Origin of the sequence: Sphingomonas phyllosphaerae (assembly GCF_036946485.1) — a bacterium.
GTDB classification, from domain to species: domain Bacteria; phylum Pseudomonadota; class Alphaproteobacteria; order Sphingomonadales; family Sphingomonadaceae; genus Sphingomonas; species Sphingomonas phyllosphaerae_E.
Map to the genome: position 1 here is coordinate 551610 of NZ_JAQIJA010000001.1, position 13139 is coordinate 564748.

General features: G+C 67.3%; 11 protein-coding genes. 8 read left to right on the forward strand and 3 right to left on the reverse strand.

Features of this window, described 5'->3' with window-relative positions:
• Nucleotides 1-13: 13 nt before the first annotated feature.
• Entirely contained in the window at nucleotides 14-1636 is a 1623-nt protein-coding gene (gene rtcR, locus PGN16_RS02460; RefSeq protein ID WP_335308373.1) for an RNA repair transcriptional activator RtcR, read from the reverse strand.
• Nucleotides 1637-1856: 220 nt separating this feature from the next.
• Between rtcR and PGN16_RS02465 the strand changes: the two genes are divergently transcribed.
• The 4 genes from PGN16_RS02465 (at nucleotide 1857) to PGN16_RS02480 (ending at nucleotide 7159) form a co-directional block, all read left to right on the forward strand.
• A complete protein-coding gene (locus tag PGN16_RS02465; protein ID WP_335307819.1) occupies nucleotides 1857-3083 on the forward strand; it encodes an RtcB family protein in 1227 nt (408 codons plus the stop codon).
• A gap of 53 nt (nucleotides 3084-3136) precedes the next feature.
• Complete coding sequence (locus PGN16_RS02470; RefSeq protein ID WP_335307820.1) at nucleotides 3137-3934, forward strand: nucleotidyltransferase domain-containing protein; 798 nt, start codon at nucleotides 3137-3139, stop codon at nucleotides 3932-3934.
• Nucleotides 3931-4944, forward strand: a complete 1014-nt coding sequence (gene rtcA / locus PGN16_RS02475; protein WP_335307821.1) for an RNA 3'-terminal phosphate cyclase — start codon at nucleotides 3931-3933, stop codon at nucleotides 4942-4944. Before PGN16_RS02470 ends, rtcA begins: the two co-directional genes overlap by 4 nt.
• Before the next feature lie 256 nt (nucleotides 4945-5200).
• Complete coding sequence (locus PGN16_RS02480) at nucleotides 5201-7159, forward strand: AAA family ATPase (protein ID WP_335307822.1); 1959 nt, start codon at nucleotides 5201-5203, stop codon at nucleotides 7157-7159.
• Nucleotides 7160-7394: 235 nt separating this feature from the next.
• On the opposite strand, the gene PGN16_RS02485 is transcribed toward PGN16_RS02480, so the two are convergent.
• Both PGN16_RS02485 and PGN16_RS02490 read right to left on the reverse strand, forming a co-directional pair.
• The gene (locus PGN16_RS02485) at nucleotides 7395-8174 is read right to left on the reverse strand and encodes a helix-turn-helix domain-containing protein (protein ID WP_335307823.1); all 780 of its coding nucleotides are present in this window, start codon (nucleotides 8172-8174) and stop codon (nucleotides 7395-7397) included.
• Nucleotides 8175-8261: 87 nt separating this feature from the next.
• Nucleotides 8262-9437 (reverse strand): helix-turn-helix transcriptional regulator, encoded by a 1176-nt coding sequence (locus tag PGN16_RS02490; protein WP_335307824.1) that lies wholly within the window; start codon nucleotides 9435-9437, stop codon nucleotides 8262-8264.
• A gap of 322 nt (nucleotides 9438-9759) precedes the next feature.
• Between PGN16_RS02490 and PGN16_RS02495 the strand changes: the two genes are divergently transcribed.
• The 4 genes from PGN16_RS02495 to PGN16_RS02510 all read left to right on the forward strand — a co-directional run bounded on the left by PGN16_RS02495 (nucleotide 9760) and on the right by PGN16_RS02510 (nucleotide 13123).
• The gene (locus tag PGN16_RS02495) at nucleotides 9760-11283 is read left to right on the forward strand and encodes a beta strand repeat-containing protein (RefSeq protein WP_335307825.1); all 1524 of its coding nucleotides are present in this window, start codon (nucleotides 9760-9762) and stop codon (nucleotides 11281-11283) included.
• Between the two features lie 73 nt (nucleotides 11284-11356).
• Nucleotides 11357-11716, forward strand: coding sequence for a hypothetical protein (locus PGN16_RS02500; protein ID WP_335307826.1), 360 nt, complete (start codon nucleotides 11357-11359; stop codon nucleotides 11714-11716).
• A 2-nt stretch (nucleotides 11717-11718) separates the two neighbouring features.
• Nucleotides 11719-12429, forward strand: a complete 711-nt coding sequence (locus tag PGN16_RS02505) for a C39 family peptidase (RefSeq protein ID WP_335307827.1) — start codon at nucleotides 11719-11721, stop codon at nucleotides 12427-12429.
• A 1-nt stretch (nucleotide 12430) separates the two neighbouring features.
• Nucleotides 12431-13123, forward strand: coding sequence for a hypothetical protein (locus PGN16_RS02510; protein WP_335307828.1), 693 nt, complete (start codon nucleotides 12431-12433; stop codon nucleotides 13121-13123).
• The last annotated feature ends 16 nt before the right edge of the window (nucleotides 13124-13139 follow it).

The window sequence follows — 13139 nt, forward strand, 5'->3', positions numbered from 1 at the left end:
TGAGGTGCAGGTTTCAGCCGGAAACGTCCGCCCAGCTCAGATCGAATCGGGCGAGATATTTGCGCAGGCGATCGGCGTCGTTGGTCGAGGTACGCTGGCGACGGGAGGCGGCAAACAGGGTGCGACCGGCGTCGGACAGCGAACGACTGGCACGGCAGGTTTCGATGACATGCGCCAGTTGAACACGGTCAAATGGATCGAGCGCGTCCCGCTGCTCGGCGGTCATCAGCGTCGACAAGGCGTCCGCTTCCGCTTTTCCGCGTCGCCACAGCCGCCGCAGGCGTGCGATCTCGGCGGTGACGCAGTCGAGATTGATCCTCCCGGCCGGGCTGAACGTCGCCATCCGAGTCACGCTGGCGGCGAGGTCGCGAAAATTACCGGGCCAGCGCGCCTCCGCGCTCGTCGCAAAACTCAGGTAGCGGTCGCGCGCCTCCTTATTGAAAGTGATGCGGTCGCCCTCGCGCTCGGCATGGCGGTCGAGCTCATAGTCGAGATTGGGTGCGATATCCTCCCGCCGTTCGGCGAGGCCGGGGAGGGCGAAGGTCCAAAGGTTGAGGCGCGCATAGAGGTCGTCGCGAAAGGTGCCGTCCGCCACACAAGCGGCAAGATCGCGATTGGTGCCTGCGATCAGCTGGAAGTCACTTTCCACTTCCCGGTCGGCACCGACCGGCAGGAAGCGTTTGTCCTCGATCGCGCGCAGGATCATTGCCTGTTCGTCGAGGCCAAGCTCACCGATCTCGTCGAGGAACAGGACGCCGGTGTCGGCGGTGCGCAGCAGGCCCGCACGATCGGCGGCCGCGCCGGTGAACGCGCCCTTGCGATGGCCGAACAGCGCAGACATAGCGCCGTCACCCTTCAGGGTCGCGCAATTGACCTCGACCAGCAGGCCTTTCACCTGTCGCTTGAGCCGCTTCAATTCATAAATACGCCGCGCAAGCTGGCTTTTTCCCGCGCCGGTCGGTCCCATCAGCAGCAGCGGCGCGCGGCTGCGGATCGCGACCTGCTCAATCTCGTCGATCATTGCGTTGAAGGCGCCGTTGCGGGTGTCGATACCCGATTTGAGGAAGCTGGTACTTTCGGCGCTGTCCGCGGCGAAACGCGTGGCTATGCTGTCATAGCGCGACAGGTCGAGGTCGATCGCGTTCCAGCGACCTGCTGCACTGCCGCTGCCCCGGCTCGGCTGCGTCTGGAGCAGGCGACCGGGAAGATAATGCGCCTCGCTCAGCAGGAACAGACAGATCTGCGCGACGTGCGTCCCGGTGGTGATGTGGACGAGGTAATCCTCGGCCTCCGGATCGAAGGGATAGGCGCGCGCGAAGTCGAGCAGCTTGCCGTACACCTCCTCGAAATCCCACGGATCGGCGAAATCAAGAACGTGCGGCTCGACCAGCGTTTCTGGCGACACGGAGGCGATGTCCTCCGCCACATAGTGGGCGAGCCGCTGATGCTGGGTCCCGTGCAGCAGCACGAGCCGATCGACGCGTAGGTCTTCGTGCATCGTCAGGCCGACCGTCGGCCGCCACTTCGACCAGCGCGACGGGCCGAACTTGCTCGCATCAAGGGTTGAACCGAGGAAGCCTATGACAATGGTTGGGCGCGTAGCGATACAATAGGATAAAAGGCGATCTCTGTCGATCGTAGATCGCTCCTATGCAGCTATGTCAGTGCGCCACCGACTGGGTAGAAAATGACCTATTTTCATAGGGATAAGATGATATTTCCGCCGAATAGATGCATTTGGCACGCTCCTCGCAGAGTTATTCCCGTTGGATCGCGTGGTATCGAACGATCCGACACGCGGCAGGGGCGGCCGGAATAGGCCGGCCGCCTCACAGGTAAGTCCGAGGAGTCGAACGATGACCGCCACCGCTTACGAATACACTGACGTCCCCGGCGGCGTGCCGATCAAGGCCTGGACGCGGGGCGTACCGGTCGAGGACGGCGCGCGGGCACAATTGGCGCGCGCGGCGCAGATGCCGTTCATCTTCCGCCACGTCGCCGCGATGCCCGACGTTCATATCGGAATTGGCGCGACCGTGGGTTCGGTGATCCCGACCAAGGGCGCGGTTATCCCGGCGGCGGTCGGGGTGGATATCGGCTGCGGCGTGATGGCGGCGCGTACCTCGCTGACGGCGAGCGACCTGCCCGATCATCTCGAAGGCGTGCGCTCGGCGATTGAACAGGCGGTGCCGCACGGGCGCAGCGTCGGTCGGGGCAAGCGCGACAATGGCAGCTGGGGCTCGCCCCCGCCCGCGATCGTCGCGGCCTGGACGACGCTGGTGCAGCGCTTCGACCGAATTTGCGAGAAGCACCCGCGGCTAAAGAACACGAATAATCTCGTGCATCTGGGGACGCTGGGCACCGGCAACCACTTCATTGAGCTGTGCCTCGACGAAGAGGCGCGAGTGTGGGTGATGCTCCACTCGGGCTCGCGTGGCGTCGGCAATGCGATCGGCACCTTCTTCATCGAACTGGCCAAGCAGGACATGCGCAAGTGGCACCTTAACCTGCCCGACGAGGATCTGGCGTACTTCCCGGAAGGGACCGACCATTTCGACGATTATGTCGAGGCGGTCGGCTGGGCGCAGGACTATGCGGCGCTCAACCGGCGGATGATGATGACCAACGTCATCGCCGCCCTGCGCAAGGTCATCGCCAAGCCGTTCGAGGCGGAGCTGGAGGCGGTCAACTGCCACCACAATTACGTCACGCGCGAAAACCACTTCGGCGAGAATGTGCTGGTGACCCGCAAGGGCGCGGTGCGGGCGGCAAAGGGCGTGATGGGGATCATTCCGGGGTCGATGGGCGCCAAGTCGTTCATCGTCCGCGGCCTGGGCAATCCGGACTCGTTCGACAGCTGCTCGCACGGTGCCGGACGGGTGATGAGCCGGACGCAGGCGAAGAAGCTGGTGACGCTCGACGAGCACATCGCCGACACCGCCGGCGTAGAATGCCGCAAGGACGAGGGCGTGATCGACGAGACGCCCAAGGCCTACAAGCCGATCGAAGCCGTGATGGCCGCGCAGGCCGACCTGGTCGAGATCGTCCATACGCTGAAACAGGTGGTGTGCGTGAAAGGATGAGGTGGCGGTAGCGCCGCCTCATCCAGGGCGCTGCCGCCCCGAGGAATTCTTCAATGACCATCCTGCAAGACGACCCGATCGCCCCGGCGGTTCGAAGCGACATCGAGAGCCGATTGGCCGCCGTCGAGGCGAACGAGGGCGTGCGCCTGCTGCTCACGGTCGAATCCGGTTCGCGGGCGTGGGGCTTCCCTTCTCCCGACAGCGATTACGATGTGCGCTTCATCTATGTCCGGCCGCGCGACTGGTATCTGTCGCTGACGCCGGGCCGCGACGTGATCGAGGCGCCGATCGTCGATGACATCGATCTGAGCGGATGGGATATCCGCAAGGCGCTGGGCCTGTTGCTGAAGTCGAACGCCGTGATCAGCGAATGGATCGAAAGCCCGATCCGCTATCGCGCCGACGACGAGATCGTTGGCGATCTCGCGGCCCTTGCCGACAGCGTGATCGACGCTCGCTCGCTGGCCTATCACTATGTCAGCCTGGGGCGGAACGCCGCCGATCGGTGGCTGGACAGCGATGGCGCGGTGTCGGTCAAGAAGTACTTCTACGCGCTGCGTCCGGCTCTTGTGATCCGCTGGTTGCGGCGTGAGGGTGTACGCCGTCCGCCGATGGATCTGCAGTCGCTGGTCGACGCCGTCGGCTTGTCGGATGGCGTGACGGACGACATTGCTGCCCTGGTGGCGGCGAAGCGGCGGAGCAACGAGCGGAGCAATACCGCTCGTATGCCGGCAGTTGATGCCTTGATCCGCGACGAGCTGGCCCGCATCGACGAGGTGCAGGGCGGCATCGTCGATCCGTGCTCGCGCGAGCGGGCCGAGGCGCTGTTCCTGCATCTGGTGAACACATGATCGAGATCGATGGCAGCGAAGGCGAGGGCGGGGGACAGGTCGTGCGCAATGCGTGCGCGCTGTCGCTCGTCACCGGAGAGCCAGTCCGCATCACCAATGTCCGCGCCAAGCGGTCGAAGCCGGGATTGATGCGCCAGCACGTCACGGCGATCGAGGCGGCGTGCGCGATCGGCAGCGCGACATGCGAGGGGCTGGTCGTCGGGTCGTCCGAGCTGACCTTTCGTCCCGGCCGGGTGACGGCGGGCGACTACCGCTTTTCGGTCGGAACGGCGGGATCGACGGGGCTGGTGTTGCAGACGATACTGATGCCGCTGCTGCTCGCCGATGGTCCGTCGCGGCTGGTGCTGGAGGGCGGCACCCACAACATGCTTGCCCCGCCGTTCGACTTCATCCAGCGCTGCTTCCTGCCTATTATCCGCCGGATGGGTGGGCAGGTCGAGGCGCGGCTGATCCGGCATGGCTTCTACCCGCGCGGCGGCGGGCGGATCGAGGTGGATATCACCCCCGGCCCGCTACAGCCGATCGAGTGTATGGCGCGCGGCGGGGCGGTGGGCGTGTCGGCCTGTGCCTTGATCGCCGGGCTACCCATGTCGATCGCCGAACGCGAGATCGCCGTGGTCCGCAAAGCGTTCGACTGGTCGGAGCGCGAATGCTTCATGCGCGAATTGCCCGTCGATCAGGGGCCGGGCAACATCCTGCTGCTGGAGGCGCAATTCGAGCATGTCACCGAGATCGTCAGCGGTTTCGCGCAACTGGGCGTAACGGCGGAGCGTGTCGCGAAGACGGCGGTCGGCCGGATGCGCGGCTATCTGGCGTGCGAGGCGTTTGCCGGGCCGTACCTGGCCGATCAATTGCTGTTGCCGATGGCGCTGGCGGGCGGCGGTATGTTCACGACCGTCAAGCCGAGCGAACATGCCCGCACGGCGGCGAGGGTGATCGAGCGCTTCACCGGACGGTGTAGCCGGTTCGAGCAGCAGGCGGGAGGGGCGCACGTGGTGAAGATCGCCTGACGCATTGCGAGCGTAACGACTTTCTGTTATCCGCCCTACGGTCCGCACCGATTGGCGGGCCACACGGAGACATGCCTTGTTCGACCTTGCCGCCCATCGCGGTGCATGGGTCGGCGGTCTCCGGCCTTTCGCGTAAACGTCCCACGACGTTGGCGGCGGGCCGGCACCCGCCCCCGCCGCACCTCACCCATTCGACAGGAATGACGTCGACGCGCGCGCTTTCGCACCGTCGGCCTGAGAGACTCGTGGATACGACATGGATGAACTGGATATCGTTCGGGGCCTGATGCTCCGGACGGCGGGCGCGTTGCCCGCCACGGCACCGCTTGCCAAGGCGCTGCTGGAATGGGCCGCGCCGCACCGACCCTGGCTGCTGCCCGACGTAGAGGGCGAATGCAGTTGGGAAACCTTGCTTGCCGGTCTTGCTGCTCCGCGTCACGAGGCGGTGCGGGCGGAGGCGCTCGAACTCGCGGGTACGTTGGCGCGGTTGCTGGGCTTGTCGCCCGTCGACGCGGCGCTGCTGCGCCTGATGGTCGCGTGCGATCGCTTGCCCCGCGTCGGTGCCCTGACCCGGTTGCTGAGCCGTCACGGACATGACCTGCCGCAACTGTTCGGCACGATGGCCGGGGCAGGGGTGGAAGAGGCCGAACGTGCGGCGCGCCGAGGGGCGGTCACGCGGCTGGGTCTCGCCTGCTTCACGGCGACCCGTGAGGGAGAGACGGATGTCGAGATCCGCTGGACGTTGCAACGTCTGCTCGACCGCGCTCCGGCGAGCGAGGAGGCGATGCTCGACACGTTGGTCGGTCGGCGGCAGGCGGCGACCCTCGACCTCGATGCCTTCGCGCACGTCAAGCCGATCGACTTCCTCGTTCGCCTCCTGCGCGGCGCGCTTGGTGAGGGGGCCGCTGGAGTCAACATCCTGATCTACGGCCCGCCCGGCACCGGCAAGACCGAGCTTGCGCGTACGCTGGGGGCGACGGCAGGCGCGGTGCTGCATGGCGTCGGCGAGGCGGATGAGGACGGCGAGGAACCGCGCCGGTGGGAGCGTGTCGCGGCGCTGTCCCTGGCGCAGCGTCTGCTCGGCGGACGGGAGCCGGCGGTGCTGCTGTTCGACGAGATGGAGGACCTGATCGGCGACGCCAGCCCGTCCGCGGGCGGCGACTGGTTCAGTCGGCGCGAGGGCAGCAAGGTCTTCGTCAACCGGCTGCTGGAGGGCAATCCGGTGCCCGTGATCTGGACGACCAATGCGATCGGCAATGTCGATGCGGCGATCCTGCGGCGGATGAGCTTCGTCCTGCGGCTCGACCTGCCGTCGCGCGCGGCCGCGGCTGCGATGCTCGACCGGGTGGCGCGCGAGGAGCGGGTGACGCCCGGCCCCGCTTTCGCCACCTTGCTCGACATCGCACCGGAGGCCGCGACGGTCCTGCGAATGGCGGCGCGCGCCGGCAAGCTGGCCGGTGAAGAGGACGGCGGCGCCGTCCCGGCCGAGGCATTGGTGCGCGCGCTGCGTGGCGGCACGTTGCCGCCGCCTGCTCCAGCGGCGTTCGACCTCGACCTGTTCGAAACCGATCGACCGGTCGATCGCCTGTTCGCTGCGATGGCGGGCGGCGACGCGACCGATGTGTCGCTGCTGCTGACCGGGCCGCCCGGCACCGGCAAGACGGCGTTCGCGCATCATCTGGCACGGGCGCTCGATCGGCCGCTGCTGGTCAAGCGTGCGTCCGACCTGCTGTCCAAATGGGTCGGCGAAACCGAGGCGCAGATCGCCGAAACCTTCGCCGAGGCGCGGCGGCGGGAGGCGGTGCTGTTGTTCGACGAAGCGGACTCGCTGTTGTTCGACCGCAGCACGGCGCGGACCAGTTGGGAAGTCGGACAGGTCAACGAGCTGCTGACATGGCTCGACCTGCACCCGCTGCCGGTGGTCGCGGCGACGAACCACGGGGCCGCGCTGGATCCTGCCACATTGCGGCGGTTCGTCTTCAAGCTGCGACTGAAACCGCTTGGCGCCGAGCGCGCCGCCGCCGCCTTCCAGCGTTTCTTCGGGGAGCCGGCGCCGGCCTGCCTTGGCACCGTAGAAGGGCTGACGCCCGGCGACTTCGCGGTGGTCGCGCGTCAGCTACGGCATTGGCCCGCCGCCGACCCGGCGGACCTTGTGGCGCGATTGAGGGCGGAGGTGGCAGCGCGGCCCGGCACGTCGGTCAGGCTGGGCTTTTGATTGACCGGCGCATGGCCGCCGTAACGTGTCGGCATACCGGCCGGCCTGGGTTGGTCGGAGCCGCCGGGACGGCGGCCGCAGAGAGGTGCGTCATTCGGTAGACAGGCATTGCGACCCGCGATCGCTGCGGTGATCCAGGACGCCACGATCAACCGGCTGATGGTCATGAAGCATCGGCTTAAGGGCATCCAGGACGAAGTCGGCATCTGCTGTCCTGCTGCTTGGCCGCCCGGCATCACCAGCGGCACAGCGGGTCGCCGCCGTCGTCAAGGCGCTGGCGAATGCCGTGCAGGCTGGAATCGAGGAAGCGGCGGCAATCCTTGGCGAAATGCGAGTGATCGACATAGCCGGCCTCCCACAGCACCCGGCCGGCACCGCGCGTATCGGGGAGCAGACGCCGCAGCACGCGCAGGAAGCGCCGCAGCATCAGCAAGCGCTTGGGCGGCAGTCCGAACACCCGCAGACAGATCGCCGACAGGTGCCGCGGCGCGATGTCGAGCGTCGCGCAGACGTCCGCGACGCTGGTGCGCGGGCTGGCGTCGATCAGGGCTATGATCTGCTGCGCCACGCCGTCGCGCGGGCGGCCGGCGGCACGCTGCGCGGCGAGCCACGGTGCGAACGCCGCCGCCGCCCCGCCGTCTGGATCGAAGACGCCGGGCGTGGCCTCGGGGTCGATGCTCGAAAGCGGCACGACGCGGTCGGTGAATCGCGACAGATCGCGATCGGACAGCGTCGGCCAGGCGGTCGTGCGCAGCCGCAGCCCGAGCAGCGTCGCACCGCCGTGATCCAGTTGCGCGATCTTGGTCGTGGGTCCGATGAACCCGATCCGCGGCAGCGGCTCGCTCGTCCGGCGGCGGATCGTCAGCCGCGCGCCCGCCTCGCCGCCGAGCAGCATGTACAGCCGCGGCCCGCCCGGCAGCACGATCGTCCCGCACGCGCCCGCTACCGGCGTCCGCACGACATAGCCGGCGACGAGATCGTCGGGCGCGGCGAGGGCGGCGCGCCGCCCGGGCATTGGCGATGATCTCTCCACTTGCGTCTCCGCCGTGCGTTTCGCGAAGATACGTGGTCGGGCGGCCAGCGGATGCACCGCGACCAAGCCTCAGCGGCGTTGCAGATGGTCGTGGGTCGAGGCGCGGATCAGGTTGCTGAAGATCAGCCGCACCAGATCGACCTGCCGGTTGCTGCCGGTCTTGACGAACACCTGCTTCAGATAGCCGCGCGCGGTGCCGAGCTTGACGTGCAGCGCCTGCGCCGCGGCCGCCAGCGTCTGACCCGACGCCAGCAGGCAGGTCAGCTCGGTTTCGACCCGCGACAGCCGGAACAGCTTGCACACCGGCTCGGCGAGCTGGTGGATGTCGAGCCCCGGGTCGACGAAGAACAGCAGCGCCCCGTCGCCATGACCGTCCCCGTCCGCGGACCGCGGCATCGCCGCGAAGGAGGTGACCAGCGGCGGCCCGCTCTCCCGCCGCAACATCAGCAACGGCAGCCGGTCGACCGCGCCGTCCGCGCCGCTTTGCGCCAGCACATAGCCGATCGCGGTGGAGAGCGCCGCGGCATCGGCGCGGTCGGTCGCCTGCACCTGTCCGCGATGCTCGCGAATGCCGTCATGCCGGTCCAGCAGCTGACGCGCGGTGTCGTTGGCGAAGGCGATATGCCCGTCGCCCGACAGCAGCACGACGCCGATCGCCACCAGGTTCAGCCCGGTTTCGACCCCGGCGGTACGCCGCTGCGCCAGCCGCGCCGCTTCCCATAGCCGGAAATAGGCCGAGACGCTGGGCCACTCGCGCCGGCACTGCGCCTCGATGGCGCGGCGTGCCGCCTCGTCGGCCGAGCGGAAGACGAGGTTGACGAATGCGCCGGGCTGTCCCGGCGTCCGCTGGACCGGGATCACCAATGCCGCGGCGGGGAAGGCAGTCGACACGCGCTCGCACCAGACGGGTTCGGGCGCATGATGGCCGCAGCCGGCTTCGATCCGGTCGGCGATCTGCGCCAGCGCCGCGCCGGTGCGATCATCCAGACCCTGCGAGACGAGGCAGCGCGACGCCCCCTGCTCGTGCGTGCTGGTCAGCGCCCATGCCTCCGCGCCCAGCGTGCCGGCGAAATGGCCGGTGACCAGCGCGACGTCGTCGGCGACCGTGATCGCGTCGTCGTGAATGTCGTGGAAGGTGACCCGCGCATCGCGCGCCGGTGGCCGCCCCTGAACCAAATGCCGCACGCTCCCGCCATCGTGCTCCGCCACCAGACTGGCGCGCGCAACGGCTCCGCGGAAGAGCATGGGCAGATCATTGTCTGCCAGCAATGCACTACCTCTCCACCTTCGGTTCCCGATTCCCTGTGTCGGGATTTCCTCTTCTACGCCAACCGGCCGCCACGTCATTCGATCCGCTGCATCCCATTTTGAAACAAGGGAAAGTGCAGTGATTTGTACCCCCTCATTTGAGGGTGGCGGGCATGGCGGAACGGGAGGAACGGTCGCCCGCAAAGGGGGGGAATGGTGAATGAATGATTAACGGTATCTCCCGATTCGGCTCGGTCCGCAGGATTGCCGGGCTGGAAAAACACCGCCGGCTGAACCGGCCAACAAGGGATGCCTCACCATGAAATCGCGTCTTCTGATCGCCGCATCGATCCCCGTCCTGGCGTGGACCGCACCCGTCTGCGCCCAGACCACCGAGCCCGGGAACACCTACACCACCACCAACACGAACAACGGCAACGCAGCCGGCGGCGACGTCGCGAGCAGCGCCTACAACACGGACAACACCAACAGCTCCACGAACACCAACAGTTCGACCAACGACAGCAACAACACGGCGACGAACACGCAGACCGACTCGTCGGATCGTTCGTGGACCGACAATTCAAACCGGTCGACGACCGACAATTCCAATAACTCGCGCACCAACAATTCCACGAACGACAGCAACAACACCGCCACCTCGACGTGGACCGATCAGTCGAACCGTTCGACCACCGACAATTCGAACAACTCCCGCACGAACACCACCACGAACACCGATAGCAGCGGCGCATCGGGCGCACAGGTCGCGGCCAACAACGGCAGCAACGCGACCGACAGCCGCAATCAGTCGGTGACCAACACCGACAACGCCGATCGGTCGACGACCGACAATTCGAACCGCTCGACGGCGACCACCACCAATACGACCAACTCCTCGGCCAATGGCGCGCAGGTGGCGGCCAACAATGGCAGCACCGCCAGCGACAACCGCAATCAATCGGTGACCAACACCGACAATGCCGACCGGTCGTACACCTATAACGACAATGCGGACCGCTCGACGGTGAACACCGACAATTCGGACCGTTCGACCACCAGCACCTCGACCACCACCTCCGCCTCGGGCGCGCAGGTCGCGAACAACGGCGGTGGATCGGCGACCGACAGCCGCGACCAGTCGAACAACTCGCAAATGACGACCACCACCACCGACAATTCGGCGAGCGGCGCACAGGTCGCGGCCAGTGGTGGCGGCAACGCCAGCGACAGTCGCAACCAGTCGACCAACACGAGCACGACGACCACGTCGGCGTCGGGCGCACAGGTCGCCTCGAACGGCAGCGGGTCGGCCACCGACAGCCGCAACCAGTCGACCACCGACAATTCGGACAATTCGAACCGCTCGCGGACCAGCTCGGCCAGCGGCGCACAGGTCGCGGCGAACAACGGCGACGCCACCGACAGCCGCGATATGTCAACCAACGACAATTCGGATCGGCGCAACACCGCCAGCAACTCGGGCCGCGGCTCGGTCGCGACCAATGGCGACGCCAGCTATTCCGACAGCTCGATGCGCAGCACCGGGATGGCGTCTGCCGGAACCGGAGCGGCGTCGACCTCGAACGTCTTCGGGGCCAGCGCGGTGGTCTCGTCGGCGACGCTCGCCAGCTACGTCACCGGCGTGCGGGTCGATTACAACCAGACCCCGGGCGGTGCCAACGCGGCGGTCAACAACAGCCTGACCACCGGTGACGGCGCGTTCCAGAACCTCGCCGGGCTGCAATCGCTCAACATGAACACCGGCGCCGGTGCATCGCAGAATTCGGCGGTGAACGTCAGCGTCGCGGCCGGCACGATCAACCTCGGCGGCGGTCAATAAGACCAAGGGGGTGGGGGAGGGGTGGCGATGCCGCCCCTCCTTCTATTCTTTCGTTCGATCGGGAGATCGGGACATGCGTATCCTCTTCATCGGCCCGGCGCTGCTCGCCGCCGCCGTGCCGGTTTCGGCTGTTGCGCAGACCGTGCCGGCCGCGCCGCCGGTTCAGGCCAGTCCGTTCGGTGCCACCGCACCGGTCGACAATGCGCAGCTCGGCGCGGTCACCGGCCAGTCGGATCTGTCGCAGGTGATCCGCGCGCAGAACACCAGCACGGTCAGCGGCAACAGCGTCAACGGCCATTCGGAAACCGGGACGATCAGCTTCGACCCCAATTCCTTCCAGAACCTCAACGGCCTGTCGTTGCTCAGCGCGAATACCGGAAACAATGTTTCCATCAATTCGTCGCTGAACGTGAACGTCGCGATCAACCAGTAACGATGCGCGCGCCGTTCCGCCTTGTCCGGTGGCTGCCGGCGGCGTTGCTGGCGACCGCCGGCTGTACCGCGATGCCGCTGCCCGAGGGCGGGAATGTCGCCAACTTCTCGCCGACGCTCAATTTCGCCGTTCCCGTCACCAGCCTGATCGGGCGCCGGTTCGAGACGGTGGTGCGGCAGCAATATGATTTCAGCTGCGGATCGGCGGCGCTGGCGACGCTGCTGCGCTTCCATTACGACGATCCGCAGAACGAGCAGAGCGTGTTCCTCGGCATGTTCCGCGACGGCGACCAGGCGCAGATCCGCCGGCTCGGTTTCTCGCTGCTCGACATGAAGCGCTATCTGGCGGCGCGCGGCATCGCCGCCGACGGCTTCAAGGTCAGCGTCGCGCAGATCGCGCAGGCGCGCGTGCCCGGCATCGCGCTGATCGACTTCGACGGTTATCGCCACTTCGTCGTCGTCAAGGGGATCGACGATCAGACCTTGCTGCTCGGCGACCCGTCGCTGGGGCTGCGGCGCGAGACGATCGGGCGCTTCGCCAAGCAATGGAACGGCGTGTTCTTCGTCATCAGCGGGCGCGACGCGGTCGGGCAGTCGCATTTCAACATGCCCGGCGACCTTGCGCGCGCGCCGCATGGTCGTCCGTTCCTGCCCGCCGATCCGCTGGAAAGCGCGCAACTCGCGCTCACCCGCCCGCGTCTGGGAGAGTTCTGACATGTCGATCGCCTTGCTGATCGCCGCTTCACTGGCCGCGCCCGGCGACGCACCGGCGCCGGTCCCCGACCGCGAGCTGGCGACGATGCGCGGCGGGCTGTTGCTGCCCAACGGGCTCAACGTCGCGATCGGTATCGACATCCAGACGCGCATCGACGGCGTGCTGGCGCTGCACACGATCTTCTCGAGCGAGGCGCAGGGCGTGCGCGTCTTCACCGATGGCCGGACCAGCCCCAGTGAAGTGCCCGGCACCGTCACCGTGGAGACGGGCGATCCGAGCTGGCCGACCGTCTCGGTGTCGCGCACGCCGACCGGCACCACCGTGACGGCACCCGCCGCCGACGCACCCGCCAGCGTCAACATCGTGTCCGGCCCGACCACCGGCTGGCTCGACGCGTCGGGGCAGACGCCCGTGCCGGCGGTCGCCAACGGTCCGGCGGTCGACGCCAGTTCGGGCAGCATCCGGCTGACCAGCGACGATCGCGGCAGCCAGGTGCAATTGGTGACGCCGACGACCGAGATCCGCCATCTGGTCGGGCAGGCGACCGGCGCGGTGATCTCGAACACCGCCAACGACCGCGTCATCGACACCGTCAGCACCGTCAACGTCAATCTGGTCGGGCTGCCCGCCGGGCTGATGAACGGGATGCTGCTGGTCAACCGGATCGCGACCGAAGCGGCCGGGCCGCGCTGAGCCAATCGGGAAAGGG

Excerpts from the sequence above, each read along its gene's own strand:
- PGN16_RS02465 (WP_335307819.1), top strand. The coding sequence starts at position 1,857 with ATGACCGCCACCGCTTACGAATACACTGACGTCCCCGGCGGCGTGCCG.
- PGN16_RS02470 (WP_335307820.1), top strand. The coding sequence starts at position 3,137 with ATGACCATCCTGCAAGACGACCCGATCGCCCCGGCGGTTCGAAGCGAC.
- rtcA (WP_335307821.1), top strand. The coding sequence starts at position 3,931 with ATGATCGAGATCGATGGCAGCGAAGGCGAGGGCGGGGGACAGGTCGTG.
- PGN16_RS02480 (WP_335307822.1), top strand. The coding sequence starts at position 5,201 with ATGGATGAACTGGATATCGTTCGGGGCCTGATGCTCCGGACGGCGGGC.
- PGN16_RS02485 (WP_335307823.1), bottom strand. The coding sequence starts at position 8,174 with ATGCCCGGGCGGCGCGCCGCCCTCGCCGCGCCCGACGATCTCGTCGCC.
- PGN16_RS02490 (WP_335307824.1), bottom strand. The coding sequence starts at position 9,437 with ATGCTCTTCCGCGGAGCCGTTGCGCGCGCCAGTCTGGTGGCGGAGCAC.
- PGN16_RS02495 (WP_335307825.1), top strand. The coding sequence starts at position 9,760 with ATGAAATCGCGTCTTCTGATCGCCGCATCGATCCCCGTCCTGGCGTGG.
- PGN16_RS02500 (WP_335307826.1), top strand. The coding sequence starts at position 11,357 with ATGCGTATCCTCTTCATCGGCCCGGCGCTGCTCGCCGCCGCCGTGCCG.
- PGN16_RS02505 (WP_335307827.1), top strand. The coding sequence starts at position 11,719 with ATGCGCGCGCCGTTCCGCCTTGTCCGGTGGCTGCCGGCGGCGTTGCTG.
- PGN16_RS02510 (WP_335307828.1), top strand. The coding sequence starts at position 12,431 with ATGTCGATCGCCTTGCTGATCGCCGCTTCACTGGCCGCGCCCGGCGAC.